The sequence below is a fragment of the Mesorhizobium sp. f-mel genome (assembly GCF_053850215.1).
Window position 1 is genome coordinate 19,715 of sequence record NZ_JBSPTO010000004.1, and the last position, 25,869, is coordinate 45,583.

General features: G+C 62.7%; 26 protein-coding genes. 15 read left to right on the top strand and 11 right to left on the bottom strand.

Annotated elements, in window-relative coordinates; all coding sequences use genetic code 11:
- The first annotated feature begins 19 nt into the window (after nt 1–19).
- Together parC and ACWUKX_RS07680 are read left to right on the top strand one after the other, a co-directional pair.
- On the top strand, nt 20–2,272 hold the full coding sequence (gene parC, locus ACWUKX_RS07675; RefSeq protein ID WP_456005462.1) for a DNA topoisomerase IV subunit A: 2,253 nt from the start codon (nt 20–22) through the stop codon (nt 2,270–2,272).
- 275 nt (nt 2,273–2,547) lie between these two features.
- Entirely contained in the window at nt 2,548–3,756 is a 1,209-nt protein-coding gene (locus tag ACWUKX_RS07680; RefSeq protein ID WP_287340050.1) for an AI-2E family transporter, read from the top strand.
- Here ACWUKX_RS07680 and ACWUKX_RS07685 read toward each other — a convergent pair.
- From ACWUKX_RS07685 to ACWUKX_RS07695, 3 genes are all read right to left on the bottom strand, one after another.
- Complete coding sequence (locus ACWUKX_RS07685; RefSeq protein WP_456005465.1) at nt 3,744–4,640, bottom strand: DMT family transporter; 897 nt, start codon at nt 4,638–4,640, stop codon at nt 3,744–3,746. The two genes, ACWUKX_RS07680 and ACWUKX_RS07685, sit on opposite strands and share 13 nt — an antisense overlap.
- Nucleotides 4,641–4,767: 127 nt before the next feature.
- Nucleotides 4,768–5,532, bottom strand: coding sequence for an arginyltransferase (locus ACWUKX_RS07690; RefSeq protein WP_127314425.1), 765 nt, complete (start codon nt 5,530–5,532; stop codon nt 4,768–4,770).
- A 135-nt stretch (nt 5,533–5,667) separates the two neighbouring features.
- Nucleotides 5,668–6,138: an RDD family protein gene (locus tag ACWUKX_RS07695; protein WP_456005468.1), complete on the bottom strand. Its 471-nt coding sequence runs from the start codon at nt 6,136–6,138 to the stop codon at nt 5,668–5,670.
- 199 nt (nt 6,139–6,337) lie between these two features.
- On the opposite strand from ACWUKX_RS07695, the gene sthA reads away from it, so the two are divergent.
- Complete coding sequence (sthA, locus tag ACWUKX_RS07700; RefSeq protein ID WP_456005470.1) at nt 6,338–7,726, top strand: Si-specific NAD(P)(+) transhydrogenase; 1,389 nt, start codon at nt 6,338–6,340, stop codon at nt 7,724–7,726.
- A 9-nt stretch (nt 7,727–7,735) separates the two neighbouring features.
- Here sthA and ACWUKX_RS07705 read toward each other — a convergent pair whose 3' ends face one another.
- On the bottom strand, nt 7,736–8,410 hold the full coding sequence (locus ACWUKX_RS07705) for an alpha/beta hydrolase (RefSeq protein ID WP_456005472.1): 675 nt from the start codon (nt 8,408–8,410) through the stop codon (nt 7,736–7,738).
- A 205-nt stretch (nt 8,411–8,615) separates the two neighbouring features.
- Here ACWUKX_RS07705 and ACWUKX_RS07710 point away from each other — a divergent pair, with 205 nt between their 5' ends.
- Nucleotides 8,616–9,836, top strand: coding sequence for an OpgC family protein (locus ACWUKX_RS07710; RefSeq protein WP_456005474.1), 1,221 nt, complete (start codon nt 8,616–8,618; stop codon nt 9,834–9,836).
- Between the two features lie 10 nt (nt 9,837–9,846).
- Here the strand turns inward: ACWUKX_RS07710 and ACWUKX_RS07715 are convergent, their stop codons facing one another.
- A complete protein-coding gene (locus tag ACWUKX_RS07715; RefSeq protein WP_456005477.1) occupies nt 9,847–10,929 on the bottom strand; it encodes a LacI family DNA-binding transcriptional regulator in 1,083 nt (360 codons plus the stop codon).
- 142 nt (nt 10,930–11,071) lie between these two features.
- Between ACWUKX_RS07715 and ACWUKX_RS07720 the strand changes: the two genes are divergently transcribed.
- Both ACWUKX_RS07720 and ACWUKX_RS07725 read left to right on the top strand, forming a co-directional pair.
- Complete coding sequence (locus ACWUKX_RS07720; RefSeq protein WP_456005480.1) at nt 11,072–11,215, top strand: hypothetical protein; 144 nt, start codon at nt 11,072–11,074, stop codon at nt 11,213–11,215.
- A 61-nt stretch (nt 11,216–11,276) separates the two neighbouring features.
- Complete coding sequence (locus ACWUKX_RS07725) at nt 11,277–11,435, top strand: hypothetical protein (RefSeq protein WP_456005483.1); 159 nt, start codon at nt 11,277–11,279, stop codon at nt 11,433–11,435.
- Between the two features lie 49 nt (nt 11,436–11,484).
- On the opposite strand, the gene ACWUKX_RS07730 is transcribed toward ACWUKX_RS07725, so the two are convergent.
- A complete protein-coding gene (locus tag ACWUKX_RS07730; RefSeq protein ID WP_456005486.1) occupies nt 11,485–11,859 on the bottom strand; it encodes a DUF423 domain-containing protein in 375 nt (124 codons plus the stop codon).
- A gap of 41 nt (nt 11,860–11,900) precedes the next feature.
- Nucleotides 11,901–13,160: a multidrug efflux MFS transporter gene (locus ACWUKX_RS07735; protein WP_456005488.1), complete on the bottom strand. Its 1,260-nt coding sequence runs from the start codon at nt 13,158–13,160 to the stop codon at nt 11,901–11,903.
- A gap of 163 nt (nt 13,161–13,323) precedes the next feature.
- Between ACWUKX_RS07735 and ACWUKX_RS07740 the strand changes: the two genes are divergently transcribed.
- Complete coding sequence (locus ACWUKX_RS07740) at nt 13,324–13,989, top strand: GntR family transcriptional regulator (protein WP_456005490.1); 666 nt, start codon at nt 13,324–13,326, stop codon at nt 13,987–13,989.
- A gap of 85 nt (nt 13,990–14,074) precedes the next feature.
- A complete protein-coding gene (locus ACWUKX_RS07745) occupies nt 14,075–14,308 on the top strand; it encodes a DUF982 domain-containing protein (protein WP_245316534.1) in 234 nt (77 codons plus the stop codon).
- Between the two features lie 55 nt (nt 14,309–14,363).
- On the opposite strand, the gene ACWUKX_RS07750 is transcribed toward ACWUKX_RS07745, so the two are convergent.
- Nucleotides 14,364–14,522 (bottom strand): hypothetical protein, encoded by a 159-nt coding sequence (locus tag ACWUKX_RS07750; protein WP_023798419.1) that lies wholly within the window; start codon nt 14,520–14,522, stop codon nt 14,364–14,366.
- 201 nt (nt 14,523–14,723) lie between these two features.
- Between ACWUKX_RS07750 and ACWUKX_RS07755 the strand changes: the two genes are divergently transcribed.
- Entirely contained in the window at nt 14,724–15,695 is a 972-nt protein-coding gene (locus ACWUKX_RS07755) for a glycosyl transferase family 90 (RefSeq protein ID WP_456005493.1), read from the top strand.
- A 34-nt stretch (nt 15,696–15,729) separates the two neighbouring features.
- Here the strand turns inward: ACWUKX_RS07755 and ACWUKX_RS07760 are convergent, their stop codons facing one another.
- Complete coding sequence (locus ACWUKX_RS07760; RefSeq protein WP_095521736.1) at nt 15,730–16,773, bottom strand: aldo/keto reductase; 1,044 nt, start codon at nt 16,771–16,773, stop codon at nt 15,730–15,732.
- Nucleotides 16,774–17,032: 259 nt separating this feature from the next.
- On the opposite strand from ACWUKX_RS07760, the gene ppk2 reads away from it, so the two are divergent.
- Nucleotides 17,033–17,953: a polyphosphate kinase 2 gene (ppk2, locus tag ACWUKX_RS07765; RefSeq protein ID WP_456005496.1), complete on the top strand. Its 921-nt coding sequence runs from the start codon at nt 17,033–17,035 to the stop codon at nt 17,951–17,953.
- A 243-nt stretch (nt 17,954–18,196) separates the two neighbouring features.
- Here the strand turns inward: ppk2 and ACWUKX_RS07770 are convergent, their stop codons facing one another.
- Complete coding sequence (locus ACWUKX_RS07770) at nt 18,197–18,841, bottom strand: dihydrofolate reductase family protein (protein WP_456005498.1); 645 nt, start codon at nt 18,839–18,841, stop codon at nt 18,197–18,199.
- Nucleotides 18,842–19,062: 221 nt separating this feature from the next.
- Nucleotides 19,063–20,094, bottom strand: a complete 1,032-nt coding sequence (hemB, locus tag ACWUKX_RS07775; RefSeq protein WP_456005501.1) for a porphobilinogen synthase — start codon at nt 20,092–20,094, stop codon at nt 19,063–19,065.
- Nucleotides 20,095–20,300: 206 nt separating this feature from the next.
- On the opposite strand from hemB, the gene ACWUKX_RS07780 reads away from it, so the two are divergent.
- From ACWUKX_RS07780 to glyA, 5 genes are all read left to right on the top strand, one after another.
- The gene (locus ACWUKX_RS07780) at nt 20,301–21,344 is read left to right on the top strand and encodes an enoyl-CoA hydratase/isomerase family protein (RefSeq protein WP_456005503.1); all 1,044 of its coding nucleotides are present in this window, start codon (nt 20,301–20,303) and stop codon (nt 21,342–21,344) included.
- On the top strand, nt 21,341–21,763 hold the full coding sequence (locus tag ACWUKX_RS07785; protein WP_127212047.1) for a DUF6163 family protein: 423 nt from the start codon (nt 21,341–21,343) through the stop codon (nt 21,761–21,763). Before ACWUKX_RS07780 ends, ACWUKX_RS07785 begins: the two co-directional genes overlap by 4 nt.
- Nucleotides 21,764–22,018: 255 nt before the next feature.
- Nucleotides 22,019–22,534, top strand: a complete 516-nt coding sequence (ldtR, locus tag ACWUKX_RS07790; protein WP_095485756.1) for a transcriptional regulator LdtR — start codon at nt 22,019–22,021, stop codon at nt 22,532–22,534.
- Between the two features lie 327 nt (nt 22,535–22,861).
- Nucleotides 22,862–24,115 carry a L,D-transpeptidase family protein gene (locus tag ACWUKX_RS07795; protein WP_456005506.1) on the top strand — a complete coding sequence of 418 codons (1,254 nt, stop codon included), beginning with the start codon at nt 22,862–22,864 and terminating at the stop codon, nt 24,113–24,115.
- Between the two features lie 364 nt (nt 24,116–24,479).
- A complete protein-coding gene (gene glyA / locus ACWUKX_RS07800) occupies nt 24,480–25,793 on the top strand; it encodes a serine hydroxymethyltransferase (RefSeq protein ID WP_029353390.1) in 1,314 nt (437 codons plus the stop codon).
- Nucleotides 25,794–25,869 lie beyond the last annotated feature (76 nt).

A 25,869-nucleotide genomic window follows, 5' to 3' on the forward strand; every position in this document is an offset into this window, starting at 1 on the left:
GCTCGGCTAGTCCCAGCCCATGGGAAAAAGGCTTTTGCCGCCTGGCGATGGCGGTGGCGACAACATCGAGCCGGTCGATCTGAAGAAAGCGCTGGAAGAGCGCTATCTCGCCTATGCGCTGTCGACCATCATGCACCGGGCGCTGCCGGACGTGCGCGACGGGCTGAAACCGGTCCATCGCCGCATCATGCATGCCATGCGGCTGCTCAGGCTCAACCCCGACCAGGGGTTCGCTAAATGCGCCCGCATCGTCGGCGAGGTGATGGGCAAGTTTCATCCGCATGGCGACCAGTCGATCTACGACGCGCTGGTGCGGCTGGCGCAGGATTTTTCGATGCGCTATCCCCTGGTCGACGGGCAGGGCAATTTCGGCAATATCGACGGCGATAATGCCGCCGCCATGCGCTACACCGAAGCGCGCATGACCGATGTGGCGACCGAGCTGCTGTCCGGCATCACCGAGGATGCGGTCGACTACCGGCCGACCTACAATGAGGAGGACGAGGAGCCGGTCGTGCTGCCCGGCGCCTTCCCGAACCTGCTCGCCAACGGCTCGTCCGGCATTGCCGTGGGCATGGCGACCTCGATCCCGCCGCACAATGCCGCCGAGCTCTGCGACGCCGCGCTGCATCTGATCGAGCACCCCGATGCGCCGGTGACGGCGTTGATGGACTTCTTCCAAGGTCCGGATTTCCCGACCGGCGGCATCATCGTCGATAGCCGCGCCTCGATCCTCGAAGCCTATGAAACCGGTCGCGGTGGTTTCCGCGTCAGGGCGAAATGGAGCCAAGAGGACCAGGGCAGGGGCACCTGGAGCATCGTCGTCACCGAAATCCCCTACGGCGTCCAGAAGGCGCGGCTGATCGAAAAGATCGCCGAGCTCCTGATGGCGCGCAAATTGCCGCTGCTCGAAGACATCCGCGACGAGAGCGCCGAAGACGTCCGCGTCGTGCTGGTGCCGAAGAGCCGTTCAGTCGATCCCGGCATCCTGATGGAATCGCTGTTCAAGCTGACCGAGCTCGAAAGCCGCTTTCCGCTCAACATGAACGTCCTGTCGCGCGGCAAGATACCCAACGTGCTGTCGCTGAAAGGCGTGCTCAAGGAATGGCTGGAGCACCGCCGCGAGGTGCTGATCCGCCGCTCCAGGCATCGCTTGGGCGAGATCGAAAGGCGGCTGGAGATCCTCGCAGGCTATCTGATCGCCTATCTCAACATCGACGAGGTGATCAGGATCATCCGCGAGGAGGACGAGCCCAAGCAAGTGATGATGGCGCGATGGTCGCTCACCGATAACCAGGCCGAAGCCATCCTCAACATGCGGCTCAGGGCCCTGCGCAAGCTCGAGGAATTCGAGATCCGCAAGGAATTCGACGGCCTCACTATCGAGAAAAAGCAGATCGAGGCGCTGCTTGCGTCCGACGCCAGGCAGTGGTCGACGATCAAGTGGGAAGTCTCCAGCATCCGCGAGAAATTCGGACCGGAGACCGAGCTCGGCAAGCGCCGGACCCAGTTCGCCGACGCGCCCGAACATGACCTGACCGATATCGCCCATGCGATGATCGAGCGCGAGCCGGTCACCGTGGTCGTTTCGGAAAAGGGCTGGCTCAGGGCGATGAAAGGTCACCTGACCGATCATTCGTTGCTGAGCTTCAAGGAGGGCGACAGCCTCAAGCTCGCCTTCCACGCTCAGACCACCGACAAGGTGCTGGTCTTCACCACCGGCGGCAAGTTCTACACGATCGGCGCCGACCGGCTGCCGGGCGGGCGCGGCCATGGCGAACCGATCCGCATCATTGTCGACATGGACAACGACCAGGACATCGTCACCGCCTTTGTCCATGATCCCAAACGCAGGCTGCTGCTGGTGTCTCACGACGGCAATGGCTTCATCGTGCCGGAAGAGGAAGTCGTCGCCAACACCCGCAAGGGCAAGCAGGTGATGAACGTCAAGGCGCCCGACGAGGCCCAGCGCTGTGTGCCGGTCGCCGGCGACCATCTCGCCATCGTCGGCGAGAACCGCAAGATGCTCGTCTTCCCGCTCGCCGAGATCCCTGAGATGGGTCGCGGCAAGGGCGTTCGCCTGCAGAAATACAAGGATGGCGGCGTCCTCGACCTCAAGACCTTCACGCTCGCAGGCGGTCTCTCCTGGCAGGATTCGGCCGACCGCACCTTCGTCAAATCACGCGAAGAGCTGATTGAGTGGATCGGTGCTCGAGCCTCGGCCGGACGCATGGTGCCGAAGGGATTCCCGAGGGCGGGGAAGTTTGGGTAGGTAATCTCCCCCCTTGAGGGGGGAGATGGCCGGCAGGCCAGAGGGGGTCCCCGCGCATGAAGCGCCAGCCTTCCCTGTTCGCAATAAGAGGTCGCATCTGAACGTCCCGACCCGTCTGTCGCCCTTCGGCGACGTCTCCCCTCAAGCGGGCCTCAAGCGGGGAGATTAGCGCCTCCATGCAAACATTTGGAATGTCGTCACGATTGCTGCACTATCATGGTACATAAGCATCGCTACATAAGGCGGGGACACAGGCCTTTGGGAGAAATGGGCATTTGAAAGAAGCCAGGATTAAGAAACCGGAAGGGCAGCAGCGCTTGTTCGGCCTGTCGACGCCGGTCAGATCCGCCGTCATTCCGCCGCTGTCGGCGGCGCGGTGGCTCCTGGTGCTGATCGTTGCCGCCGGGGTCTATTTCTTTCATGGTTTCCTGGTCCCGGTGCTGGCTGCTCTCGTCATCGCCTTTGCCAGCTGGCCGCTCTATCGGCGCCTGCTTGCTGCTGTCGGCGGCAACCGCACGATCGCCGCGACATTGGCGATCCTGTTCATCCTCACTTTCCTGGTGGTGCCGATCGCGCTCGCCGGCGCCTACGCCAGCAACGAAGTCCGCGAATGGGTCGGTTGGGCGATCGAGACCAACCGCGAAGGCGCGGTGACGCCGCACTGGATCGCCACGCTGCCTGTGGTGGGCGACTGGCTGAACGAGCAGTGGACGCGCAATCTCGGCCATCCCGGCGGCATCGGCGAACTGATCCAGCTGATCAGCGGCGCCAACATCGGCAGCATCTACCGCGGCGTGCTGGCCGCCGGCGGCAGCGCCTTCGGCCTTCTGCTGGCGCTGCTGTTCATGATGATCGCGCTGTTCTTTGCCTATCGCGACGGCGAGCATTTTGCCGGGCAGGTCGACCGTCTCGGCGAACGCATCCTGCCGACCAGGTGGGAGCGGATTTCACGCGTCGTGCCGGCGACGATTTCCTCGACGGTAACCGGCATGACCATTATCGCCATCGGCGAGGGGGTGGTGCTGGGCGTGGCCTACTGGCTGGCCGGCGTGCCGTCGCCGGTGACGCTCGGCGCCCTGACCGGCATCATGGCGCTGATCCCCGGCGGCGCACCGCTGTCCTTCACGCTTGTTTCGATCTATCTCGCCGCCAGCGGCTCGCCGATGGCCGGGTTGGCGCTGTTCATCTGGGGGAGCGTCGAACTGTTCATCGTCGACAAGACATTGCGCCCGAAACTGGTCGGCGGCCCGATAAAGCTGCCGTTCCTGCCGACCTTTTTCGGCCTGATCGGCGGCGTCAAGACGATGGGCTTTCTCGGCCTGTTCATCGGCCCGGTGCTGATGGCATTGCTGGTCGCGATCTGGCGCGAATGGCTGCGCGAGGTGGAATTGGCCGACGAGCTCGCCCCCGTAGCACCGGCGGAGCTGGAAGGGTCGCCGCCGCAAATCGAAATCGTTGCCGAGAAGAAGTCTCAGGCCGGGTGACTGACCGCAAGGCTTGCGCGGCGCTTGCGCCCCTCATGCAGCTGCCACAGCGAATGGGCGACCAGCGTGACGATCAGGATCGCGCCGCCGATCAGGCTGTTGCGCGACGGCGTCTCGGCAAAGATCATCCACATCCAGACCGGCGCCAGCACGGTTTCGAGCAGATAGAACATCGCCACCTCCGGTCCCGAAATATATTTCGGTCCGTTGGCAAGGCAGAAGAATGAGATCGGCATGACGACGGCGCCGTTGAAGACGATCCACCACGGCGCGTTCACCTGAAGGCCTTCGCCTGAGACCATGAACACTGTGACGGCCAGGGGCAGGATTACGCCGACCAGCGCTGTGAATCCCATGTCCTTGCCGCTGGCGCGCGAGATGGTGATGGCCAGCGCGATGAAGAAAGCCGAGCACAGCGCCATGAGATCGCCGAACAGGTGCCCGGTGCCGATCGAATCGCCGACGATGATCGCGACGCCGACAATCATGACCAGCATCGCGGCCACCGTGACCAGTCGTGGCCGCTCCTTCAGGAACAGCCAGGAGAGCAGCGCCGCGAACACGGTGTTGAAGGCCAGGATGAAGACCAGATTGGCGGTCGTGGTATAATAGATGCTGGTGACGAAGGTGACCGAGGTCAGCCCATAGCATATCGCGACAACGAGCCCCGGCCAGCCGGGGATGAGCTGCGGCGCGTTTCTGCTCAGCGAGCGCCAGACGGCCCAGATGATCAGCGCCGCGACCAAGGTGGTGCCGGTGCGCAGCAGGAGGATCGTCCACGCGCCGCCGTCGGCGAGCCGGATCAGTGGAATGTCGATGGTCAGCGTCAGCCCGCCGATGGCGGTGATGAGAAGGCCCTTCTGGTGATCGTTGTGGGACGACATGGCAATTCTCGCAATGATGTGGAGGCAGGCACAAAATTGGCCCAGCGTCTGTCGTTCCAGCCAAGCGGCCGAAAACCAGCGACATCCTCCTTGAAACAGTTTTAAGGATGGTTGGCGAAAGGGCGGATCAGCGCGAAACCGCTTCGTGGTCGTAGCGTTCCCAGCCTTTCGGGCCGAGATGCTCCTGCGGCATGAAGCGCATCTTATAGTTCATCTTGCGCGAGCCGTTGACCCAGTAGCCGAGATAGACATGGGGCAAGCCCATCGCCCTGGCGCGGGCGATGTGGTCGAGGATCATGAAGGTGCCGAGCGAGCGGTCCTCGAAGTCCGGATTGAAATAGGAATAGACCATCGACAGGCCGTCGGCCATCTTGTCGGTGAGCGCCACCGCGATCAGCTCGCCCTGGCCCTTGCCGGTGATGAAGCTGTCGGGGCCGCGGCGCCGGTATTCGATGACCTTGGTATCAACATGGGTGTCCTCGACCATCATGGCGTAGTCGAGCACCGTCATGTCGGACATGCCGCCGCGGCGATGGCGGGCATCGAGATAGCTGCGGAACAGCGAATACTGCTCGGTGGATGGTTGCGCGTCGTGCATGGCGCCGATGAGGTCTGAATTGTGCTGTATCACCCGCTTCATGTTGCGGCTGGCAGTGAATTCCTGGGCCAGGATGCGCACCGAAACGCAGGCGCGGCAGGTCTCGCAGGCCGGCCGGTAGGCGATGTTCTGCGATCGCCGAAAGCCGCCTTGCGTCAATAGGTCGTTCATCTCCGATGCCTTGTCGCCGACCAGATGCGTGAACACCTTGCGCTCGAACTGGCCCTCAAGATACGGGCACGGCGACGGCGCGGTCAGGAAAAACTGCGGCGACTGGGTAGGATGGTGCGTCATCGAACCTTGGAAACACTCCTGCGAATCATACCTTTGGCGCGCACGGCGAAAAATTCAACAGGATTGTGAAGGCGTGGGTGATCGGAAGCCGTCACTTTGCACACAAATGCTCGCGGGACTCGTAAAAAAGCTGTCTCAGCGGTCACTGCGGCTGACCACCGTGCCCAGCAGCAGGTCGTGCAGCGTGCGCTTGCGGTCGGCAAACAGCGACACCAGAAGGACCAGCGGCGTCAGGATGACGTTGCCGGCCCAGAACAGCGCCGAATGCACCACCGCCGTCAGCCCGTCGATGCGGGTGCCGTCCAGACGGTCGAGCCGGATCCCCATCATCTTCATGCCTGTCGTGGCCTGGTCGGCGCTGCCGAGCGTGTTCCAGATGTAGAGGATGGCGACGGCCGGCACGAGGACGGAAAACAGCATCCAGCCGAGGCCGAGCGTCAGAATCCCGAGCAAGAACACCAGGATCGCGAACGGGATGGTGAGCAGCGCGACGATGCAATAGTCGATGATGAAGGCGAGGACACGCCGCGTGCGCACGCCATCATAGGCCCTGATATCATCGAGCCTGGTGGTGATGATTTCGCCGTCGAGAACGCGCGCGTTCATGTCATTTCCTCGTAATCAGGCCCGGGATAGGGTGCGGGCCGCCTGGTGTTGAAATGGTGAAGTCTTGCTGCGGAATCAAGATCAAGCCTTTCCGCGACATGCGGTGGGAAGCAGCGCCGGGCACAGCCCGAATCGGTTGAATTTGCAGCGCCGATGGCGTTAGCTTGCTGCAGCGCAACAAAGCGCAGGCGAGGGCGACATGGACTACGACATGCTGGTCATCGGCAGCGGCCCTTCCGGGCGCCGCGCCGCAGTGCAGTCGGCCAAGCTCGGCAAAGCCGTGCTGGTGGTCGACAGGGGCCGGCGGCTTGGCGGTGTCTCCGTGCACACCGGCACCATCCCGTCGAAGACGCTGCGGGAAACTGTGCTCAACCTCTCCGGCTGGCGCGAGCGCGGCTTCTACGGGCGCGGCTACCGGGTCAAGCAGGACATTTTGGTCGGCGATCTGATCGAACGCCTGCACAAGACGCTCGATCACGAGGTCGAGGTGCTGCAGCACCAGTTCATGCGCAACACGGTCAAGAGCGCACGCGCCGCTGTCAAGTTTCTCGGTCCCAACAGAGCGAGCCTGACGACGGCCACGGGCGACTATAGCGAAGTCGGTTTTGCGCATGCGCTGATCGCGGTCGGCACCCGCCCGCACCGGCCGCGCGACGTGCCCTTCGACAAGACACGTGTCTTCGACAGCGACGAGATGCTGGAGCTCGAGCGCCTGCCGCGGACACTGACGGTGATTGGCGCCGGCGTCATCGGCGTGGAGTACGCGACGATCTTTTCGGCGCTCGACGTGCCGGTGACGCTGGTCGAGCCGCGCAACACCATCCTCGATTTCGTCGACCGCGAGATCGTCGACGATTTCATCCATCAGATGCGCGACCGCGGCATGACGATCCGGCTGGGCAGTGCGATCAAGGAGATCGCCTCGAAACCGGACTATGCCGAGGTGACGCTTGCCGACGGCCGCACCATACGCTCGGAGATGGTGCTTTATGCCGCGGGGCGCACCGGCAATGTCGGCGCGCTCGGTCTGGACGTGGTCGGCATCGAGGCTGATTCCCGGGGCCGCATCAAGGTCGATCCGCAGACCTTCCGGACCAGTGCGCCGAACATCTACGCCGCCGGTGACGTCATCGGCTTTCCGAGCCTCGCCTCCACCTCGATGGAACAGGGCAGGGTGGCCGCCTGCCATGCCTTCGGCGTGCCCTTGCCGCCGCCGCCGGAAACCTTTCCCTACGGCATCTACGCCGTGCCGGAAATCTCGACCGTCGGCCAGTCCGAGGAGCAGGTGCGCGAGGGCGGCGGCGCGTATGAGGTCGGCGTGGCGCGCTTCCGCGAGACCTCGCGCGGCCATATCATGGGCGTCAACACCGGCTTCCTGAAGCTTCTGTTTTCGATCGAAACGCGCCGGCTGCTCGGCGCGCATATCGTCGGCGAGGGCGCGACCGAACTGATCCATATCGGCCGGGCGGTGATCAATCTCGGTGGCACCGTCGATTTCTTCGTCAACAACACCTTCAACTATCCGACGCTGGCCGAAGCCTACAAGATCGCCGGGCTGGACGCCTGGAACCGGATGGGGCGAGGGTAAAATCTCGGCTCATCGATTTGCCTGCGCGATGACCGTTGCCGGGCCTGCCAGCCATTGCCTGACGATTTCAGCATCCCGATCGCCGATTTCGTGACCGGAGGCGACGGTGTGGGCGTCGACCTCGGCGCCATGCCGGCCGAGCAGTCCGACCAGCGCGAGTGCGAAGGGCCCATAGGTCAGGTCGGCGGCGCCGGATATGACGGCCACCCGTGTCTTGCGGAGGTCCGCCGGCGGCACCTCGTCCAGCACGGGCATGGGCCGCAGCAACGCTGCTCGCGCGATGAATTGCGGATGCAGCAGCATCACGCTTGAAACCAGGTTCGCGCCGTTGGAATAGCCGAGAAAAATTGCCCGGGAGAGGTCGAGGCCGTGGCGTTTCGCGGCTTCCGTGATGAAGTCAGCGAAAGCGGCCGCTTCCTTGCGGATGCTACCCTGTTCGAAGCGTATGGGCGAGATGCGTCTGAACCAGCGGAAACCGTCCTCCTGGGCGATACGGCCACGCACCGCCACCAACACCGCGTGCGGTGCGATTTGCTGCCCCAGCGCCACCAGCGTCGTCTCGTCGACACCCGATCCATGCAGCAGAAAAAGGCATTCGCCGGTTGGTTCTGCTGGTCTGTGGAGGCGGTAGAAAAACGGCAGGTCGCGCCGCAAAAAGCCGTCTTCCGGAGGTTTTTCGGCCATAGCTGCATCCTTTTGATTTCGCGTCGTTTTTGTTCATTTGCCGGCTTCAAAACGGAATATTTTCGGGCTCCTTCAAAGTTGATTGAACCGGGCGCATTTCAGTCCGGTTCTTCGCCGATATGCTCCTGCAGGAGGAATCGAAGCGGTGCGTCGGGCGGTCGCATCGATCGCCGGCATGAACAACCAGCTTTGAGGCCTTTTATCGATGACCATGCCAATTTCACAGGATCACGGCACGCGTATCCCGGATCGCGATATGCGTATCCCTGAACGCGATACGCGTATCGATGTGCTCCGCGCTCTCGCTCTGCTGATCATATTTGTCGACCATGTCCCGGGCACGGTCTTCGAAACCCTGACCTACAAGAATTTCGGCTTTTCGGATGCCGCCGAGGCCTTCGTGCTGATCTCCGGCATCTCAGTCGCGCTCGCCTACGGCTCAAAATTCCAGCCCGGAAACCGGCTCTTGGCGACACTGAAATTGTGGCGCCGCGCCGGTGTTCTCTATGTCGCCCACATCGTCACGACGATGGTGGTGGTGGCCATTTTCTGCGCGGCGGCGGTGTTCGAGAAGCGGCCGGACATGCTGACGCTGATCAACATCGAGCCATTGATCAGGAACCCGCAGCAAGTGCTGATCGGCATCGTCACGCTTGGCCATCAGCTCGGTTACAACAACATCCTGCCGGTCTATGCGGTGCTGCTGCTGATGGCGCCAGCCTTCCTGCTGTTCATCAGCTACAGGCCCGTGGCGACGCTCGCGATATCGGGAGCTCTGTGGCTGGTTGCCGGAATCTATCAGATCGCGCCGCCGAATTATCCTGAGCCCGGCTTCTGGTTCCTCAATCCGCTGTCGTGGCAGTTCCTCTTCAACATCGGCCTGGCGAGTATGCTGCATATCAAGCGCGGCGGCACCATTCCGGTCAACCGTTGGCTGGTCGGCACGGCGGCGGTCTATGTCGCGGCGGCATTGATTTGGGTGCACAGCCCGCTATGGGGGCACGTGTCGTGGCTGAACCTGCCCGTGGTGCTGACCGGCTTCGACAAGACATTCCTGTCGCTGCCGAGGCTGGTCCACATCCTGGCGGTGAGCTACCTGATTGTGGCCTTTCCTTCTGTCTCGAACCTGTTCCGCACCAGTCGCGACCATCCGCTCGCCATATTGGGCAAACGTTCGCTGCCGGTTTTCATCGCCGGCACGGTGATCGCTATGGTGGCGCAGGTGATGAAGCTGATCAACCCGGGCGGGTTTGCCTATGACAGTTTGCTTATCGCCGCCGGCATCGCCATGCAGTTCGCGCTCGCTTATTATCTTGAATGGCTGTCGGGTATTGGAAAGTCCGGTAAGAGCAAGCCGGTCCGTAGCGAGACGCCGCCTGTCCATACGCCCTTCGGTGTGGGGGCCATGGCGACTAGCAATCCGTAAGCGTCCGGGTTCAAGCTGTTTTGGGCGGCGGTCCGGAAGATGCCCTGACGACAAGCTCGACGCCGAGCGTCTCACGCCGCACCGTGCCGTCGAAATCAAGGATCGTTCGTGCCGCCCGGCGGCCGATCTCGGCGATCGGCTGGGCGATCGTGGTGAGTGCAGGATCGCAAAGCGCCGCGTCCGGCACGCCATCGAAGCCGACGATGGAAACGTCGCCGGGAACCGAGAAGCCACGTGCCTTCAGCCACTCGATGGCGATCATGGCGATCCTGTCCGACATCGCCAGGATGGCGGTGGGCGGCTCGGCCGAGGCGAATACCGTTTCGAGGCCCGCTCTGGTGCTGGCCTCGTCGTTCTCGGTCTCGAAGACCGGTACGCTGGCTGTATCCACGCCGAAGCGGGAGAGCTCCTCGAAATAGCCTGCATAGCGGTCGCGTGTTCCCGTGTAGACCGCCGAGCGGACCTGCTCTGGTGTGACCAGACCGGTGCGACCGTCGGCGAGGGCAAGCGACAGCACGGCGAAGCGGCGATGACCAAGCTCCGCCAGATGGCGTGCCGCCATGCGGGCGCCGACGACATTGTCGACGCCGATCGCCGACACGGTGTCGTCCTCGGAACCGAGTTCGAGCGCCACGAAGGGGAGCTTGCGTTCGCGTGTTAGCTCGACGAGGCGCGGACCTCCCTCGATGCAGAAAAGAATGAAGCCGTCGACCAGGGCGCTCTGGATGTTCCAGGCAAGCTTCTCCTGGTTGCCGGCCGATACCAGCGCGATGCCGGCGCCGGTGGCGTCACATGCCTCGGAAATCCCGGCCATCATCGCGCGGGCAAAGGGGTCGTCGAAGAAATAGGCGAGGGGCTCGGTCGTGGCGACGCCGATCGCGTTGACCTTGCCGGCGCGCAGCAGCCGGCCCTTGGGGTCGGGCCCGGCATAACCCAGCGCCTCCGCGGCCGCTTTGACCCGTTCGCGGACCTCCTCGCGCACGATCTCAGGGCGGCTGAACACGTTGGAGGCGGTGCCGTGCGAAACCCCGGCGGCCTTGGCGATGTCGGCCAGCCGGATGGGTCTTGTATTGCTTTCGGTGGACGACGCCATTTTTGCCTCCAGACTCCTCTCTAGCACTTTCGTTGGATCGATTCAAATTTTTGCTTGACATCGGTGCGGTTGGGTTTATCTTTGAATCGATCCAAGTCCAAATGCCATCTGTCCGTTGGATCGATTCAGGAAGGAGACAGCCATGCACCCCGTCAACTATCTTTTCGAAGACATCTATCGCAACGACTGGAGCATAACCTCGAACGCGGTGACCCGGACACGTTGCGGCAGGGCCGGCCCGTGGATCCGCGACCTGCGTTTTCTCGTGGAGCGCAAGCGGAGCTGATCGGCTCGGCATTTTCGGGCGTGTCGATTGGATCGATTCAAGTTGAAAAAGGAGCCTAGCCATGCATCCGATCAATCATCTGTTCGAAGACATCTATCGCAACTATTGGGGCATCTCGCCGGCCATCGATAGGCCGGAGCGGTGCCGCCTGACCAAGCCGGCTGCACGCAATCGCGACCTGCCGGTCCGGCCCGAACGCCGGCAGTCATCGACTGACTGATCGTCGTTTGGCGGAAACGGGCCCCAGCCGTTTGCCCGAAAGCGCCATCTCAGGAGCGCGGGCGCATGAGCGCCGAGGCTGCAACCGCCAGCCAGCCGGCGATGAGCAGGGTGCCGCCGATCGGCGCCGACATCGGGAAAAGCCGCGAGCCGAGAAATTCACGGGCGAGGAGATCACTGCAGAACAATACAAGCCCGACAAGAAGGACAAGGCTTGCGGTTCGCAGGATCCGGTTTGCGCCGACGTGGCCGACGGCAAGAAAGACCGGCGCATGCATGAGCAGGAAGGACGCGGCCGTGCCGACGAAAGCGCCGCCCAGGTGCGCGGCCGTGGCGGAGAGTGCCACGCCGGCCGCGCCGCACAGGCCGCCGGTGAAAATGAGAATGCGGCCACTGCCGCTTGCTGGCTGCTCGGCCGTGCTCATGTCTCTGGTCTCCGTCAAGTAATGATAGCTCGCGAACGGTGTCACGACTTGCCCGCCTGCACCAGCATGTCGCGCGCGCGTCGCGACTGGACCAGCCAGTTATACGCAGCTCCGCCTGCCATCAGCACGGATGTGCCGAGAAACACCGCGCCCATGCCGAAATGACCGCCGACGAAGCCGCCGAGCAGTGGTCCGGCGACCTGTCCGACATATTGCGCCGAGATCGATAGGCCGAGCACATTGCCGCCGACGCCGTCCGGAACATTGTGGCGGATGACGCTGGTGATGCAGGGCAAAAGACCGCCAAGCGCCAGCCCCATCAGGAAACGCAGGCCGACGAGCTGCCAGCCCTGCGTGACGAAGGCTTGCGGGATGAGCAGCAGCGCCGAGACGGCAAGCGCCCCAATGATGACGTTCCAATGGCCGACGCGGTCGGCGAGTTTTCCGAGACGCGAGGCCGACAGAATGGCGCCAAGTGCTGCCGCCGACATGACGACGCCGGAGATCAGCGTGACGCGGCTTTGATCCTCTATGAGCTGTTGGACGTAGACCGTGATGATCGGCTCGATCGACATTGTGGCGAAGCTCAACAGCGTGCCGGTCGCCAGCATGGCGACGACCGGGCGCTTGTCCGAGATTTGCGACCAGCCGCGTTTCGGCTTCTCAGTCGATGCTGATTTGTCGGCTACCGGGCGAGGGTTCTCCTCGATGAAAAAAGTCGTTGCCAGGAACGCCAGAAAAATGATGCCGCCGGCGAGCAGGAAGGTTGCGCGGATGCCGATCAAAGGCGGCAGCGCGCCGCCGAGCAGGGGGCCGACGAGGGCGCCTGCGGTGATGCCGGCCGACAGCACGCCAAGCGCCCAGCCTGACCGGTCCTTCGGCGTCTGCATGGCGACGAGAATGGTCGAGCCCGAGGAATAGCCGCCGGCGAAACCGATCAGCAGGCGCAGCAGCACCAATTGCCAGACAGTCTCCACCATGCCGGTCAGCGACATGCAGACGGCCATGCCGAAACTGGCACGCACCAGCATCAGCTTGCGGCCGTAGCGGTCCCCCAGCCGTCCCCACAGCGGCGCCACCAGCGCGGCGGCGAAGAACGTCGCGCCATAGGCGATGCCGGACCACTGCACAATCGCCGCGTGCCCCTCGGCACCCAACTGCTCGACGTAAAGCGGCAGGAAGGGCAACAGCAGCGTCATCGCGACAAGCGTGCTGAACGAGCCGGCAAAGCACACGGCGAGATTGCGGCGCCAGTGGATGTTGTGGGCGCCTTGCGTGGCAGGGGTGGCGTCTTGCGGCATGTCCTGTCCTGTCCGGCAAGTCTGTCGGCGGCTTGCTGCAGATACCATTTTGGGATACCAAGTTGGTATCCGTCATGGACGCAAGCTCGACGGCTGTCAATGCGGCGCTCTCAACGCTGAGCAGCGACCAGATAGCCAGAACAAATAGCCAGAACGGAACACCATGTCGCAGATGCAGAATGTCGAAAAACACCTTCGCGGAATGATCCTCGGCCTCGAGATCGGCCCGGGCGAGCGGCTGACGGAGCGCTGGATCGAAAGCCGCTTCGGGGCCTCGCGTACGCCGGTCAGGGCAGCATTGCTGCGGCTCGAGACGGAAGGTCTGGTCTGCCGCGACGGGCGCGGCTGGACGGTATCGCCGATCAACCTCACCGAGCTCGAGCAGATCGCCGTTTACCGCGAGGCGGTCGAGGTGGCGGCGGTCAAGCTGACTTGTGCCTTGGAGGAGAGGAGCGCCGTCGACGTCATCGAGGCGATGCTGGACTCCTGTGACGCCGGCACCCCGCGCGAGGAATGGCATCGCGTCGGCATGGATTTTCACATCGAGCTGGCACGCCTGTCCGGCAACGAGTTCCTGCTCAGGGCGGTTCGCGATGCCATGACGCGCCTGTCACGCGCCCGTTGGCTGGAGGTGCGCGACGAGGCGGCACTCGGCCGTGCCTGGGCCGAGCACCGTGCCATTCTGGCAGCGGTGCGGACCGGCGATGCCGATGAGGCGGCACGGCGGCTTTCGGCCCATATCGTCGGCAGCCGCGACCGGCTGGTGATGTCATTGCACAATGACCGGCGCGGCCTGCGCGCCAGGGGATTTGCCGTCGTCGCGGCGTGATTGCGGAGGCAACCACTTTCGCCCTCGCTTCGCGAGCGCCGATGGCGTAAGAGCGGCGATGGAAAACAACCGATTTGAAACACCCGTGACCGTCAAGTCGGGCGCGGAGGGAACCACTCAGCTCTTGCGTACCGTCCGCGAGGCTTCCGACTACCTCCTCAACAGCTGGCCCGGCAAGCGCAGTCCAAAGCATCGCGAAGCGCTGCAGGCCTGCCATGATGCGCTGGCCGGCGACAAACCGGCGATGACCGCAAGGCGCGCCTTCATCGCCGCCGCGCGCGAGGTGAACGTGTTCGTCAGCGACAAGGCGCCGGCCTGAAGACGCAGCGGGATTCCTAGGCCAAATCCGATCCGCCTCGCGGGCCGGATGCGTTTTACTCTGCCGTTTCCGTTTCGGTCTCGGACGTGGTCTCGTCTTCGGGTTTCGAACGTTCCTTGGCTGCCACCTTGGCCGCCTGCTTTTCCGCCTTCTTGGCGGCCTTCTGCCGGTCGCGTTCCTTGCGCTCCTGGCCGTAATTCGGTGCTCGCGCCATATCTCTTCCTTTCACAATCCCAAGGTTCTTAGCCCTGCCTAGGAGCATTGGGCTCCAAACACAACACCGCAAAGAGCGATCGGCTCCATACACAGCCGGCAGGCTAGCTGAACACGGTTCTGTGGCTTGCAAGATGGCTGGCACAATGGTGTAGGAGGGGCCGGGGGGCAAATCACAAGCCGACTTTTTATCAAGTGACCGATGGCCACCCTTCAAAGAAACGCACAGAAGCTATTCTACTATGCGCGCAATGCCGTACGCGATATTGCACCGCAGGCGATGTTCCGCCGCAGGCTCGCCGGGCTGCTCGATCAGGCTGGGCTTTCGGATGGATCGGTCCGCGCGCGTCTCAATTATTACAATAGGTTGCAGGACCCTTTCGCGCCGAGCGCCGGCGCCGTGCCGGTCAGCCGGCTGCCGAGAGGCCGGAGCATGTATTACTACGATCTGAAGGAATTTGCCCGCTACTTCGATCCCGATTTGCGCATCGACTTCGAATTCGGCGACGTCATTGAAGTGCCTGCGATGCCGTCGATCGTCAAGGATCGGCCGATCGCCGGCGACAACAGGAACGGGGTCCTGTTCAAGCTCAACAAGTTCCGCCACTTCCACATGCCCGCCGACGATGTAGCCTTCGCGGACAAGCTTCCGGTTGCGGTGTGGCGCGGCGAGCTCAACAACCCGATAAGGACCTTGCTTCTGGAGGCCGCGCGCGATCTGCCCTTTTGCGATGTCGGCACGCCCAAACCGACGGCAGCGCCGGAATATCGCAAATCTTATCTGAGCATCGATCAGCAGCGGCGCTGTCGCTATATCATTTCGCTCGAAGGCAACGATGTGGCGACCAACCTAAAATGGATCATGAGTTCGAATTCGCTGTGCCTGATGCCGCCGCCGACGTATGAGACATGGTTCGCCGAAAGCGAACTCGTGGCCGATGTTCACTATGTGCCGCTCGAACCTGATTTCACGGATCTTGCCGAGCGGGTGCAATATCTCGAACGTCATCCGACTGAGGCCGAGCGCATCGTTGCCGCCGCCAACGCCTATTGCCGCGAGTTCGCCGACGAACGGGCCGAGCAGGCGATCTGCTTGCTCGTGCTCTACAAGTACTTCGTGCTCAGCGGCCAGATCGAGCCTGATCCCGAGGTCTGGCGTTTTATCTCAGGCTAAGCCGCGGCGACCTTCGACCTGATCAGGACCGTTGTCAGATATCTTCCCGGTCAAGAACCAGATCGGCCGGACCAAACCGGTCCTTTGCCGTGAATTGCTGGTGCCAGTAGGGATACAGAACGGGCGGGCGGCTCACAGCGTCCAGGCGTGCGCGCTCATCGCTGGTCAGCACCAGGCTTGCAGCGGCGATATTGTCCTTGAACTGCGCTTCGGTCCGTCCGCCGATCACCAGCGAGCTGACGGCCGGCCGGCCGAGCAGCCAGGCAAGCGCCACCTGCGCTGCCGAGACGCCATGGTTCTTGCCGATATAGGCAAGCACATCGACGATCCGCCACAGCCGGTCTCCATCACGAATCGGCGGCTCCGTCCAGCCGCTGAGCTGGCGGGAGGTGGCCTGGTCGCGGTGGTATTTGCCGGACAGCAGTCCGCCGGCGAGCGGGCTCCACACCAACACGCCAAGCCCCTGGTCGACCGAGATCGGCAGCAGTTCATATTCGGCTTCGCGTGCTTCCAGCGTGTAGTGGATCTGCTGGGTGACGAAGCGCGGCTGGTGCTGGCGGTCGCTGATCCCCAGCGCCTTCATCACTTGCCAGCCGGAATAGTTGGAACAGCCGACATAGCGGACCTTACCTTGGCTGACGAGCGTGTCGAGCGCGGCGATGGTCTCCTCGAGCGGCGTCGTGCCGTCCCATTCGTGCAGGAAATAGATGTCGATGACGTCGGTCCTGAGGCGCTTCAGGCTCTTCTCGCACTCGCGGATCAGATGGTAGCGCGACAGCCCTTCGTCGTTGGGGCCCGTGCCGATCCGCATGCGCGCCTTGGAGGCGATCAGCACATCGCCCTTGCGTTTGCCGCCGAGCGCTTCGCCGATGATCTCTTCCGAAAGCCCGTTCGAATAGACATTGGCGGTGTCGATGAGATTGATGCCGGAATCTATGCAGAGGTCGATCATCCGGCGCGCCTCGTCGAGATCGGTCTTGCCGACCGCCGAAAATGCGCCGGCGCCGCCAAAGGTCATGGTGCCCATGGTCAGCGTCGAAACCTTCAGCCCGGAACGGCCGAGAGTGCGGTATTCCATGTCAGATCCTCGCAATTGCGTTGGGAAGGGCTGCTTCGAAGGCCGCCCGAGGGGAGCCTGGCATTTGTAGGACAATTCGAGCCGCTTGTCGTGCATGCCATGGAGGCTGATCGATCACATCTCACGGATTTGCGCGACCGGCACACAGGCCGGCTGCAATAAAACCGTCATTGCCGGCCTGTATGCAAGTCGGCTCAAGGTGTTCGGTCTTGGCCGGCAGGCCGGACGCCGACAGGGGCTCGCACGCGGAGCAGCATAAATGACCGAAGCAAAACAGAATTCTCCTGCCAAGGACTGGCTGGAGGCGGAACTCGCCGACACGCTTGACGAAGATTACGAGCTGGAAATGTCGGAACCGGCGGTGTCGCTGGAGATCGCCAAGATCTACAAGAAAGCGCATCCGCCCTCGATGGATCGCCAGCAATATTTTCGCGACCTGATCACGCTGCAATCCGAATTGATCAAGCTGCAGTCCTGGGTGGCATATCACAAGAAGAAGCTGGTCGTGGTTTTCGAGGGCCGCGATTCGGCCGGCAAGGGCGGGGTCATCAAGCGCATCACCCAGCGGCTCAATCCGCGCATCTGCCGCGTCGTAGCCTTGCCGGCGCCGACCGAACGCGAAAAGTCGCAATGGTATTTCCAGCGCTACGTCCCGCATCTGCCGGCAGGCGGCGAGATCGTGCTGTTCGACCGCTCCTGGTACAACCGCTCCGGCGTCGAAAGGGTGATGGGATTTGCCGAACCGGATCAGGTCGAGGAGTTTTTTCGCGACGTGCCGGAGTTCGAGCGCATGCTCGTCCGCTCCGGCATCACGCTGGTCAAATACTGGTTCTCCATCACCGACGAGGAGCAGCAGATGCGTTTCCAGATGCGCATCCATGATCCGATGAAGCAGTGGAAGCTGTCGCCGATGGACCTGCAATCGCGCGTGCGCTGGGAGCAGTACACCAAGGCCAAGGAAGAGACGTTCGCCCGCACCAACATTCCCGAAGCCCCCTGGTTCATCGTCGAAGGCAACGACAAGAAGCGGGCGCGGCTGAACTGCATCGATCATCTCCTCAAGCAGATGCCTTATGAAGAAGTGCCGCACGAAGAGATCACACTGCCCGACCGCGTCTTCAATCCCGAATACGAGCGCCAGGTGCTGCCGCGCGAGCTGTATGTACCGGAGAAGTATTGAGGCAGGGTTCCCTTCTCCCCGTCAGTATACCGGGAGAGGTGCCGGCAGGCGGATGAGGGGCGGCGCCGACCTCGGCAGTTGAACCCGGCCAAGTTACTGCGTGGGCCAAACTCATTCTGACGCAATCTTCGATGGGTTGCGCCGCCCCTCATTGCCCTGCCGGGCATTTCTCCCGGTATAGTGACGGGGAGAAATGGGCCTGCACCGAGGGTTTCGCCAATCACCAACGTTGCAGAAGTGCCGCTAAGCCCGCTTGATGATGACATGCGTGGCAAGCGGCGTCGCCGCCTGTTCGGTGCACTGATAGCCGAGCTTGAGCATGTCGAGGCCTGCAAAAAGGTTCTCACCCTTGCCGAGCAGCAGCGGCGACACCGCCAGGTGCATCTCGTCGATCAGCTTCTCCTGCAGATATTGACGGATGGTGGCGACGCCGCCGCCGACCCGAACATCCTTGCCGCCGGCCGCCGCCTTCGCCTGTTCCAGCGCCGAGTGGATGCCGTCGGTGACGAAATAGAAGGTCGTGCCGCCTTCCATCACAATAGGGTCGCGTGGATGGTGGGTCAGCACGAAGACCGGTACGTGGTAAGGTGGATTGTCGCCCCACCAGCCTTTCCAGTTCTCGTCCGGCCATTCGCCGCGGATCGGGCCGAACATGTTGCGGCCCAGGATCCAGGCGCCGACATTTTCGAAGCTGCGCACGGTGAACGCCTCGTCGGTATCCATGGTGCCGCCCTCCTTGCCAACCATCTGACGAAATGTGCGGGTGCCGACCATCCATTTGTGCAGATCTTCTCCGCCGACACCGAGAGGATTGCTGAGATCCTGGTCAGGACCGGCGCCGAAGCCGTCGAGCGACAGGGTGAAAGCGTTGACGCGAAGTTTGGACATGAGAGCCTCCTCGATAACCAGTTGCATTTTGCAATCAGTTATTGGGTAGCTTAACTGATTGCGAAATTGCAAGCTGTTTTTTGGAACACGGCAAGGCGAGAGCGAAGGGCCAGGCGACTCTCGCTGCGTTTCACCGGCCGGAAACTGAAATTGTCCTGTATGTCGAAGCGGATCGCCGGCTATTGTTCGCGCCGCGAACCAATGTTCGGCTGAAGGGGATGCTACCCCTTCAGCATCGCCGCCATTTCGGGCGCGAAATAGGTGAGAATACCGTCGCAGCCGGCGCGCTTGAAGGCGAGAAGCGATTCAAGCATCGCCTTGTCGCCATCGATCCAGCCATTGGCGGCAGCCGCCTTGATCATCGAATATTCGCCCGACACCTGGTAGGCGAAGGTCGGCACCCGGAACTCGTCCTTCAGCCGCCGGATGATGTCGAGATAGGGCAGGCCGGGCTTGACCATCAGCATGTCGGCGCCTTCGGCGAGATCCTGCTCGGCCTCGCGCACTGCCTCGTCGGAATTGGCGTGGTCGATGTAATAGGTCTTCTTGTCGCCCTTGAGCAGGCCGGCGGTGCCGACCGCCTCGCGGTAGGGGCCGTAGAAGGCGGAGGCGAACTTCGTTGCGTAAGACATGATCGCCACATCGGAAAAGCCGTTGGCGTCGAGTGCGTCGCGAATGGCGCCGATGCGGCCGTCCATCATGTCGGAAGGCGCGATGATGTCGGCGCCGGCCGCTGCCTGGATGACGGCAGCCGCCGTCACCTGTTCCACCGTCTCGTCGTTGACAATGATACCGTCGCGCAAGATGCCGTCGTGGCCGTGCGAGGTGAAGGGATCGAGCGCTGCGTCGGTGATGATGCCGATCTCTGGCACCGCGTGTTTGATGGCGCGCGTGACGCGGTTGATGACGTTTTCCGGATCGAGGATATGCGAGCCGGTCTGGTCGCGCAGGCTGAGCTCGACATTCGGGAAGGTGGCGATCGCCGGAATGCCGAGCTTTGCCGCGCGCTCGGCCTCCTTGACGGCAAGGTCGAGCGACAGGCGGAAGACGCCGGGCATGGCGGCGATCGGTTCGCGGATATTCTTCCCATCGACGACGAAGATCGGCCAGATCAGGTCGTCGACGGAGAGCCGGTTCTCCTGGACGAGGCGGCGCGACCAGTCGGCCTTGCGCATGCGGCGCAAGCGGCGGCTGCCGGTGATCTCGTCGACGCTGCGCGCGCCGGCAGGCTTTGCTGGGGTGAATTTGTTCATCGCCAAAACTCCGGATCGGCAGCTTTTACCACGAGCTTCCGCCGCTGACCAATGCGGCACGATTGTGCCGGGCTGGCATTACCTGGATATCGGTATACCAAATCCGGCTGACCGTAGCAGGACAGGATTGACCTTGGCATTGACGCACCCATGCGCCACGCTTTAGCACTTTAGTCCCGGCGGCGCAGGGGAGGGAATGTCAGGCGATGGATTTTGGCGGCAGCGACGAGATCCGCTTCGAACGATTGGACAGGGCCCGCATCGTCACGCTGACGCGGCCGCAAGCGCTCAATGCCGTCACCCACCGCATGGTCAAGGCGCTCGACAAGGCGCTGCGCGCCTGGGAGCGGGACGACGGCGTCGACGTCGTCATCGTCAAGGCCGAGGGCAGGGCGTTTTCGGCCGGCGGCGACATCCTCCACATCTACGAGGCCGGCCGGGCGGGAAAGCCGCCGGTCGATTTCTTCGCCGACGAATACCGGCTGAACGCCCGCATCGCGCGGTTCAAAAAACCCTATGTCGCCCTGATCGATGGCATCGTCATGGGCGGCGGCGTCGGCATCTCGTTCCACGGTTCGCATCGGGTGCTGACCGAAAACGCCCAATTCGCCATGCCGGAAGTCGGCATCGGCTTTTTCCCGGATGTCGGCGCCAGTCATCTCCTGCCGAACCTTGGCGGCAGTTTCGGCATGTATCTGGCCCTGACCGGAACCCGCATCCGCTATGGCGACGCTTTGTGGTCGGGCCTGGCGACGCATACGATCAAGGCGCAGGACCAGGCCGGTTTTCTCGACCGGCTGGTCGCGACCGGCGACCCGGAATCGGCGCTGCGCGGCTTTTCCGTCCCGGCCCGCCGCGAGACTGACAGTCGGACGCTGGAAGCAATCGCCCGGCATTTCGCGCAAACGTCGCTGGATGACGTCATCGGCAGCCTGGAGCGCGCCGCACCCGCCGATGCGTTCGCGGCAAAGACCCTGGCGACGATCCGCACCCGCTCGCCGACCAGTCTGCATGTCGCCTGGCGCGAGATCAACGCCGGGCTGACGCTATCGATGGACGAGTGCATGCGGACGGAATTCCGCATCCTCAACCGCATGCTTGCCGGCCACGATTTCTACGAAGGCATCCGCGCTGCCATCATCGACAAGGGCTCGACGCCGCAATGGCGGCCGGCAGGCATCGACGACGTCAGTGCTGCCGAGGTCGACGCCTATTTTGCTCCGCTTGGCGAACGGGAACTCGAGCTGTGAGCGACGTCACGTCGAGACGCGTCGTGCTCCAGCCCTCGACGGTCGAGGTCATCTTCGCCTGGTTCCAGCGCGTCATATCGGGCTACTGCCTGTTGTTCGGGATTTTGTACTGGATCCGGCTGATCGGCTTCTATCCCGGCTCGTTGTGGCGCTTCGACCTGATGCCGGTGCATTGGCAGGTGGCGGCGGTGACGCTCGCCGTCTTCTTCCCCTTCGCCGCCGCCGGTCTGTGGATGCTGGCCTCCTGGGGGCCGGTGATCTGGTTCATCTGCGCGGCGACCGAGATCGTCATGTATGCCGGCTTTCCCGAGCTCTTCGGCCACCGGCCGCTGATCCTCGCCTCGCATGCGGCGGTGGCGCTGCTCTACATCGTCTTTCGCGTGGTGATCTGGATGCAGAAGCGCCAGAGCCGGCAATAGAGCATCGGACCGATACTCAACAAGAATAGCGCCGCGCGTCCGATTGGACGCGCAAATTTCGCCCGGAACCATTGGCTAAATCTTTAGGTTAATCATCCTTGTTCGGGTGACCCTTCGTTAAGCCTCTTTCGAAACCTCTTACCGGTAAGCTCTTGTTAGCCCTAGCGTTTAAGTCGAATTTTATGAGTATTCGATAGTGTCGCGATCAAGGTGAAAAACAAAAAATCACCAGGCGACAAACGAGAGGCAAAGACAATGATCAATTCCCGTCCGGCGGCGAAGACCGCCAACGTATCCGATGACCGCCGCGAGGCAATCCGTTCGCTGTACATGGAATCGCTGCAGCTGGTGGAGCGGCTGCACCGCCGTCTGCTTGACGTGATCAAGGACGAATTCGACCGCAACGGCCGTTCCGACATCAACGCCATCCAGGCGCTGCTGCTCTTCAACATCGGCAATTCGGAGCTGACCGCCGGCGAACTGCGCTCGCGCGGCTATTATCTCGGCTCGAACGTCTCCTACAATCTGAAGAAGCTGGTCGATCTCGGCTTCATCAACCACCAGCGCTCGCGCATCGACCGTCGTTCGGTGCGGGTCTCGCTGACGCCGAAGGGCAGTGAGGTGGCGGAAGTCGTCGGCGGCCTCTACGAGCGCCATGTCGGCTCGATCGAGCAGGTCGGCGGCATCAACACGGAAGAATTCAAGCAGATGAACCGCGCCCTGCAGCGGCTGGATCGGTTCTGGAACGACACGATTGCGTATCGGATGTAAGGCGCCGCATCGAGATCGGGAGCCGCGCCATAGAAGCGCGGTCGGGGACAGCCAATCAAGGACCGGTGCCGAAAAGCATCGGTCTTTCCGTTTCGTGATACCGGCCGATCCAAATCACGGTCAGGGCCACGTTGCCGCCATATTCCCGGTGAAAGCGAGGATGCGGGTGATGTTGCGGCGAAAGCCGGCGTCTCCCTGAACGCAGTCGCCCCCGGCGCGCTCTCACGAAGTGATAGGGGTCATGGTTGGCTAATTGTTAACAATGCCAACCCTAGAGTGCGGGCGGCATCGCCCGGTGAAATTGTTATAGGAATGTCTGGAGCGTACATGAGAACCAGTCGCCGTTTCTTCCTTTCCGGAGCCTCCGCGTTGGCCGCGACGATGCTTGCCGGTGGTGCCAGCGCGCAGGACGTGATCGCGGATATCCTGAAATCCTCAGGCCGCGGCAACTGGAACGACCAGTTCGACGCCCGCGCCAGCCAGGGCGGCAAGGTGGCCTCGACGCTGCCGATCGTCAGCCTGCAGACCGTTGCGTACACCGAGCAGGCGATAGCGCAGTATCAGAACATTGTCGCGCAGGGCGGCTGGGAGCCGGTCCCGGATACCAAGAAATTGCAGCTCGGTGTTGTCGACTCCGACGTGGTGCCATTGCGCAGGCGCTTGATGATTTCGGGCGACCTGGCGCAGAGCGCCGGCCTGTCAGAGGCCTTCGATTCCTATGTCGATGCGGCGGTCAAGCGCTTCCAGGCGCGCCATGGCCTGCCTTCCGACGGGACCCTGGGCCAATATACCTATGCGGCGATGAATGTTTCGGCGCAGGTCCGGCTTGGCCAGCTGCAGACCAATCTGCAGCGGCTGAACGAACGTGCCGGCACGCTGGGCAACCGTTATGTATTGGTCGACATCCCGGGCGCCCAGATCGAGGCGGTCGAGAACGACCGCGTCGTGCTGCGCCACACCGCCGTTGTCGGCAAGATCGACCGCCAGACGCCGATCGTCGATTCCAAGATCAACGAGATCATCGTCAATCCCTACTGGAACGCGCCGGTATCGATCGTGCGCAAGGACATCATTCCGCTGATGCGGAAGGACCCCAACTACCTCAAGGACAGCAAGATCCGCCTGTTCGCACCGGATGGCAGCGAGGTCGATCCGCTGACCGTCGACTGGTCGACCGACGACGCGGAGAAATACCGCTTCCGCCAGGATCCGGGCGCCGGCAACGCGATGGCCTCGGTCAAGATCAATTTCCCGAGCCCGGACGGCGTCTACATGCACGACACGCCGCAGCAGAGCCTGTTCGGCAAGATGATGCGCTTCGATTCCTCGGGCTGCGTGCGCGTCCAGAACGTGCGCGACCTCGTCACCTGGATCCTGCGCGACACGCCGGGCTGGAACCGCCAGTATTTCGAGTCGGCGATCAAGAGCGGCGAGAACATCCCGGTGCAGGTCACCAATCCGGTGCCGGTCTATTTCCTTTACATCTCGGCCTGGTCGACGGGGCCTGGCGTCGTGCAGTTCCGCGACGACATCTACGGGCTCGACGGAGCCAACGAGCTGCAAATCACCTCTGCGCTCTAAGCGACCGATCTTTTTGCTGAAAGGCCGCCGGTGAGGGCGGCCTTTTTGTATCCGGCTGGAGGGCGCGCTTCGCGCAGGGTCCGGAAAGCGCCGTTCGGTACAGAGCCATGCAAGTCGCCACGCGGCCAAGGCGCGGTGCGCGCCATGTTTCGGCGTTGGCAGATCAACGATCATACGACGCGGGCGCTGTTGACGAGATCACGCTCACCGAGGCCTTGCTGAGGGGCGGTCAGGCAAGGAAATAGGTGGGCTCTTCGCCTCGCTGCCGCAATCCGGCCAGCAAATTTCGCGCTGCAAACGTGGCGGGGCGAAAGCAACTGTGTTAATGGCGCGGCAGACCCCCCGGACGACAAGGATCTCAAGCATGGCAACAGCAGCGGCAGTGTCGAACAAATTCGAATCCTTCTTCGAAACCACGCTTGCCGATGCCGACCCGGAGATTTTCGGCGCGATCCGTAACGAACTCGGCCGCCAGCGCCACGAGATCGAGCTGATCGCATCGGAAAACATTGTCTCCCGCGCCGTGCTGGAAGCGCAGGGGTCGATCATGACCAACAAATACGCCGAGGGCTATCCGGGCAAGCGCTACTATGGCGGCTGCCAGTTCGTCGACGTGGCCGAGGAACTAGCCATCGAGCGTGCGAAAAAGCTGTTCGGCTGTAACTTCGCCAACGTCCAACCGAATTCCGGCAGCCAGATGAACCAGGCGGTGTTCCTGGCGCTGCTGCAGCCCGGCGATACCTTCATGGGTCTCGACCTGAACTCGGGCGGGCATCTGACCCATGGCTCGCCGGTCAATATGAGCGGCAAATGGTTCAAGGTCGTTTCCTACGGCGTGCGCAGGGACGATCATCTGCTCGACATGGATGCGATCGAGAAGACCGCCCACGAGACCAAGCCGAAGCTGATCCTGGCCGGCGGCACCGCCTATTCGCGCGTCTGGGACTGGAAGCGCTTTCGCGAGATCGCCGACTCGATCGGCGCCTATCTGATGGTCGACATGGCCCATATTGCCGGCCTGGTCGCCGGTGGCGTGCATCCGTCGCCGCTGCCCTATGCCCATGTTGTGACCACCACCACGCACAAGTCGCTGCGCGGCCCGCGTGGCGGCATGATCCTGTGCAACGACGAGGATATCGCCAAGAAGATGAATTCGGCCGTGTTTCCGGGCCTGCAGGGTGGCCCGCTGATGCATGTCATCGCCGCCAAGGCGGTGGCGTTCGGCGAAGCGCTGAAGCCAAGCTTCAAACTTTACGCCGAGAGCGTTGCCGCCAATGCCAAGGCGCTTGCCTCCAGCCTGCAGGAAACCGGTCTCGACATCGTCTCCGGCGGCACCGACAACCATCTGATGCTGGTCGACCTGCGCCCGAAGAACGCCACCGGCAAACGCGCCGAGGCAGCGCTTGGCCGCGCCAACATTACCTGCAACAAGAACGGCATCCCTTTCGATCCCGAAAAGCCGTTCGTCACCTCGGGCGTGCGGCTCGGCACGCCGGCCGGCACCACGCGCGGTTTCGGCCAGGCCGAGTTCCGCGAGATCGGCAAGCTGATCGCCGAGGTGCTGGACGGGCTCAAGGCCGCGAATTCCGACGAGGGCAATGCAGCCGTCGAGGCAGCGGTGAAGGCGAAGGTGGCCGCGCTGACGGATCGTTTTCCGCTCTATCCCTATCTCGGTTGAGCTCACGCAAAGTGTCGTCCCTTATCAGCCGGACGAAAAGCACTGTTTCAGTGAGGACGGAGTCCGGACAGGAGCC